This is a genomic window from Actinocorallia lasiicapitis (genome assembly GCF_054778695.1).
The window spans coordinates 1-4795 of sequence record NZ_BAAGZI010000424.1 but is presented as its reverse complement, the minus strand read 5'-3'; the positions used below and the strand labels follow the sequence as shown (position 1 = coordinate 4795).

Genomic DNA, 4795 nt, shown 5'->3' with positions numbered 1-4795 from the left:
CGCACCGCTTCCGCGCCCAAGCCCGGCGACTGGTCTCCTGGGCGGGCGCCACCGCGCCCGCCCCGCCCGCGCCCGCCCGCCGGTGGATCGAGGGTGGGCGCGCAGGGGAGCTCGGGTGACGGGGAGAGGGACGGATGAGCGGGTACCAGGGTCGTGGGCGGCGGGGCTCCAGTGCGGGTCCTGACGGTGAGGAACGCAAGCGGAAGCCCCCCGCCGACCCTGAGGCGGCCGCCCGGGAGCTCTGCCTGCGGCTGCTGACGCTGTCGCCCAAGACCCGGGCCCAGCTCGCCGAAGCGCTGGCCCGTAAGGAGATCCCCGAGGAGGTCGCCGAGAAGGTGCTCAGCCGGTTCTCCGAGGTCGGCCTGATCGACGACGAGGCTTTCGCGCAGTCCTGGGTCCGGTCCCGGCACACCAGCAGGGGGCTGGCCCCCCGGGCCCTGTCCGCCGAGCTCCGGCACCGGGGCGTCGACGACGAGACCATCAAGGAAGCCGTCGCCGAGCTCCATCCCGAAGACCTGGAGTCCGCCGCCCGGCAGCTCGTGGTGCGCAAACTCCGCACCACGGCCGGGCTCGACCCCGACAAACGCACCCGCCGGCTGGTCGCCATGCTCGCCCGCAAGGGCTACTCCCCCGCCCTCGCCTACCAGGTGGTCAAAGAGGCCCTGGCCTCCAGCGGCACCGACCCCGACGAATTCCTCTTCGACGACTAGGCCGCTGCTGAAAAACTCCCATCAGGAGCCCGGATCGCCCCAGCTTGCCGGTGAATGTCAACCGTCACATAGCGGGGAGAGCCGGGCCTGATCTTGCCTTTTTCAGCGGGCTCCTAGCGCGTTCTCGGAGCTCGGTGCTCGCGCCGTGCGGCGGGCGGCAGGTGGCTTTGAAAATACGGTCTCGGGCCGGGGTTCGGGCTGGTCGAGGGGGGTGGGGGCGGATTTTGTCAGTGGGGCGGGGCACCATGGAGGAGTGATCGAGGGGTTCTCCGCGGCTACGCGGGAGTGGTTCTCCGGGGCCTTCCAGGCGCCTACGACGGCGCAGGCCGGGGCCTGGGAGGCGATCTCGCGCGGCGAGAACACGCTCGTGGTGGCGCCGACCGGGTCGGGCAAGACCCTGGCCGCGTTCCTGTGGGCGCTCGACGGGCTCGTGTCGGTCCCGGAGCCGGAGGACCCCAAGCGGCGGTGCCGGGTGCTCTACGTCTCGCCGCTGAAGGCGCTCGCCGTGGACGTCGAACGGAACCTGCGGGCGCCGCTCGCCGGGATCCGGCACGCGGCACGGCGGCTGGGGCTGCCCGAACCCGACGTCCGGGTGGGGATCCGATCGGGTGACACGCCCGCCGACGAGCGGCGCCGGCTCGCCGCGCACCCGCCCGACATCCTGATCACCACGCCCGAGTCGCTGTTCCTGCTGCTCACCTCGCAGGCCCGCGAGTCGCTGCGCGGCGTCGAAACAGTGATCATCGACGAGGTCCACGCGGTCGTCGGCACCAAACGCGGCTCCCATCTGGCCCTGTCGCTGGAGCGGCTCGACGCGCTCCTGGAGCGGCCGGCTCAGCGCGTCGGCCTGTCGGCGACGGTCCGTCCCGTCTCCGAGGTGGCCGCGTTCCTCGGCGGGCCCCGCCCGGCGGTGGTCGTCCAGCCGCCCGCCGACAAGACCTTCGCGCTGAGCATCGTCGTCCCCGTCGAGGACATGTCGGAGATCCCCGCCGCGGGCGAGGATCCGCGCGACCGCTCGATCTGGCCGCACGTCGAGGAACGCGTCCTCGACCTGATCGCCGAGCACCGCTCCACCATCATCTTCGCCAACTCCCGCCGCCTGGCCGAACGCCTCTGCGGCCGCCTCAACGAACTCACCTACGAACGCCTCCACGGCCCCCTGGAGCAGAACCACTCCCCCGCCGCCCTCATGGCCCAGGCCGGCTCCGCCCTCCCCTCCCCCCTCCTGCCCGACCCTTGGCCCCTCGACCCCGATCCCTGGCCCCTCGACCCCTGGGCCAGCCCCGCCCCGTCCGGCGCGGCAACCGCCTCAACCGCGGCGACGTCCAGGCCGTCATCGACCGGGCCCACCCCGGCCGCCACCGGCCCGGCACAAGAGCCCTCCATGCCGGCCACCGAGACGACGGGAGCCGTCGAGGGGGACGGATTGCGGCGGGTGGAGTTCGGGGAGGCGTTCGCGGAGCTGGGGAGGCGTGCTTCGCACGGGGGGAAGGTCGAGGTGGCGCGGGCGCATCACGGGTCGGTCTCGCGTGAGGAGCGGGCCGGGATCGAAGAGGCGTTGAAGGCGGGGCGGTTGCCCGCGGTGGTCGCGACGTCCAGTCTCGAGCTCGGGATCGACATGGGGGCCGTGGACCTGGTCATCCAGGTGGAGTCGCCGCCGTCGGTGGCGAGCGGGCTGCAGCGCGTCGGGCGGGCCGGGCACCAGGTCGGTGCCGTGTCCCGCGGAGTGATCTTCCCTAAGTTCCGGGGCGATCTGGTGCAGACGGCCGTCGTCGCCGAACGGATGCGCGACGGCGAGATCGAGATGCTCCGGTATCCGCGCAACCCGCTGGACGTCCTCGCCCAGCAGATCGTCGCGATGACCGCGATGGACGAATGGGACGTCGAAGAGCTCTTCGCCCTGGTCAAGCGGGCCGCCCCGTACGCGACTCTGCCGCGCAGCGCCTACGAGGCCACCCTCGACATGCTCGCCGGACGGTACCCGTCGGAGGAGTTCGGGGAGCTGCGCCCCCGCATCGTGTGGGACAGGGTGACGGGCGTCCTGCGCGGCCGGCGCGGCGCGCAGCGGCTCGCGGTCCTGAGCGGCGGCACCATCCCCGACCGGGGGCTGTTCGGCGTGTTCCTCGTCGGTGAGAAGGCGTCGCGGGTCGGCGAGCTCGACGAGGAGATGGTGTACGAGTCGCGGGTCGGCGACGTGTTCGTGCTGGGTTCGAGTTCGTGGCGGATCGAGGACATCACCCCCGACCGGGTGCTGGTCTCGCCCGCCCCCGGACGTCCGGGGAAACTGCCGTTCTGGCACGGCGACTCCCCGGGCCGCCCCGCCGAGCTGGGCCGGGCGGTCGGCGCGTTCACCCGCGAGCTCGGCGCCCTCGCTCCCGACAGGGCACGCGACAGGGCGGCGCGCGCGGGGCTCGACCCGTGGGCGGCCGACAACCTGGTCTCCTATCTCGCCGAGCAGAAGGAGGCGACGGGCCGGCTGCCCGACGACCGCACCCTGGTCGTCGAACGGTTCCGTGACGAGCTGGGCGACTGGCGGCTGATCGTCCACTCGCCGTACGGGGCGCTCGTCCACGCGCCGTGGGCGTTGGCGATCGCGGCGCGGCTGCGCGAACGGTACGGGGTCGACGCGCAGGCCATGCACGCCGACGACGGGATCGTGGTGCGCGTCCCCGACACGGACGAGCCGCCGTCGGCGGAGCTCGTGCTGTTCGACCCGGACGAGATCGAGCGGATCGTGGTCGACGAGCTGGGGTCTTCGGCGCTGTTCGCGTCCCGGTTCCGGGAGTGCGCGGCCCGGTCGCTGCTGCTGCCCCGGCACCGTCCCGACCGGCGGATGCCGCTGTGGCAGCAGCGTCAGCGCGCCGCGCAGCTCCTGGCCGTCGCATCGAAGTACGCCAGTTTCCCGATCATCTTGGAGACGGTCCGCGAATGCCTCCAGGACGTCTTCGACGTGCCGGGGCTCGTCGCGCTGATGCGTGATCTGTCGGCGCGCAAGGCCCGTGTCACGGAGGTGGAGACGGCCACGCCGTCGCCCTACGCGCAGTCCCTGCTGTTCCGCTACATCGCCGCGTTCATGTACGACGGCGACTCCCCGCTGGCCGAGCGCAAGGCCCAGGCGCTGGCCCTGGACGCGTCGCTGCTGTCGGAGCTCCTCGGCCAAGCCGACCTGCGCGAACTCCTCGACCCCGCCGTCCTCCTGGAGGCGGCCGCCGAGCTCCAGCGCCTCACCCCCGAACGCCGCGCCACCGACCCCGACACCCTCACCGACCTCCTCCGCGCCCTCGGCCCCCTCCCTTTCCCCGACCTCCTCCTCCGCACCCGCCCCTCCCTCACCCCTCCCCCGAAGACCGCCCTCCCCCAGGAGACGCCCGCCCCGGCAGCCCACCCGGACAACACCTCCCACCTCGCTCCGCCGGACGCTCCCACCGACCCCGCGAGCGACACGAGCGGGGCCGACTCAGCGGACCGCCCACCCAGCGCGACACCCCTCTCTCCCCCGGACGATCCCGCCAGCTCAGCGAACGACACCAACGACACCGACTCCGCGCACCGCCCACCCGGCGCCACGCCCCTCGCTCAGCCGGACGGCCCCGCCGACTCAGCGAACGACACCGACAAGACCGGCTTGGTGGGCCGGCCGGGTGGCGGCGTGTCCTTCGGTTCGGTGGAGGGGGCCGGTGAGGTGGCGGGGTGGTTGCGAGGGTTGGAGGTCGAGCGGCGGGTGATCCGGGTGCGGGTGGGGGGTGTGGAGTGCTGGGCGGCGGTGGAGGACGCGGCGCGGTTGCGGGACGGGCTGGGGACTCCGCTGCCGGTCGGGGTGCCGGAGGTGTTCCTTGAACCGGTGGAGGACCCGGTCGGGGATCTGATGATCCGGTACGCGCGGACGCATGTGCCGTTCACGGCCGGGGAGGCGGCGGCCCGATACGGGGTGGGGACCGCGGTCGTCACCGAGACGTTGAAGCGGCTGCCCGGAGTCGTCGAAGGCGAGTTCACGCCGGGCGCGGCGGGGATGGAGTGGGTCGACTCCGGGGTGCTGCGGATGCTGCGGCGACGGTCGCTGGCGCGGCTGCGGGCCGAAGTGGAGC

2 protein-coding genes are annotated in these 4795 nt (G+C 73.3%); both read left to right on the top strand.

From position 1 onward, the window contains the following. Positions 1-134 precede the first annotated feature (134 nt). A complete protein-coding gene (locus tag ACYVE7_RS29260) occupies positions 135-710 on the top strand; it encodes a regulatory protein RecX (protein WP_460369148.1) in 576 nt (191 codons plus the stop codon). 253 nt (positions 711-963) lie between these two features. Next, positions 964-4795 (top strand): DEAD/DEAH box helicase (locus tag ACYVE7_RS29255; protein ID WP_460369146.1); only part of this gene is annotated, 3832 nt, incomplete at its 3' end.